Annotated in this window: 1 protein-coding gene; it reads left to right on the top strand. The window is 69.6% G+C overall.

Annotation, left to right across the window (positions count from 1 at the left end):
* The coding region (locus tag NQU54_RS48695; RefSeq protein ID WP_257636675.1) for an RNA-guided endonuclease InsQ/TnpB family protein at positions 1–723 on the top strand (723 nt) is incomplete at both ends.

Here is a 723-nt window from a genome sequence, read left to right as displayed (position 1 = left end):
GTCCGCCTCGTGTACAACAAGGCGCTGGAGGAGCGCACGCGGGCCTGGTACGGCGAGCAGCGCCGCATCTCCTACGTGCAGTCCTCCGCCACGCTGACGAAGTGGAAGAAGACCGAGGAACTCGCCTTCCTGGCCGAGGTGTCCTCCGTCCCGCTCCAGCAGGCGCTGCGCCACCTCCAGACGGCTTTCGGGAACTTCTTCGCCAAGCGTGCGAAGTACCCGCGGTACAAATCGCGGAAAAGGTCCCCGGCCTCGGCCGAGTACACCCGCAGCGCCTTCACGTGGCGCGACGGGCGCCTGACGCCGGCGAAGATGGCCGAGCCGCTGGACATCCGCTGGTCGCGTCCGCTGCCGGAGGGTGCGGAGCCGACGACGGTGACTGTGTCCCGCGACAGCGCGGGCCGTTGGTTCGTGTCCCTGCTGTGCGAGGACGCCATCGCCCCGGCCCCCGCCACCACGAACGCGGTCGGCATCGACGCGGGCATAACGTCCCTCGTGACCCTGTCCACCGGAGAGAAGGTCACCAACCCGAAGCACGATCGCCGTGACCGCGCCCGCCTCGCCAAGGCCCAGCGGGTGCTGTCCCGCAAGGCAAGGGGCTCGGCGAACCGGGAGAAGGCCCGCCGTCGCGTTGCCAAGGTCCACGCGCGGATCGCCGACCGGCGCCGGGACTTCCTCCACAAGCTGTCGACTCGTCTCGTCCGTGAGAACCAAACGGTCGTG

The organism is Streptomyces malaysiensis subsp. samsunensis (genome assembly GCF_024519315.1).
Classification (GTDB): Bacteria; Actinomycetota; Actinomycetes; order Streptomycetales; family Streptomycetaceae; genus Streptomyces; species Streptomyces malaysiensis.
This window is presented reverse-complemented; position numbering and strand designations above follow the sequence as displayed.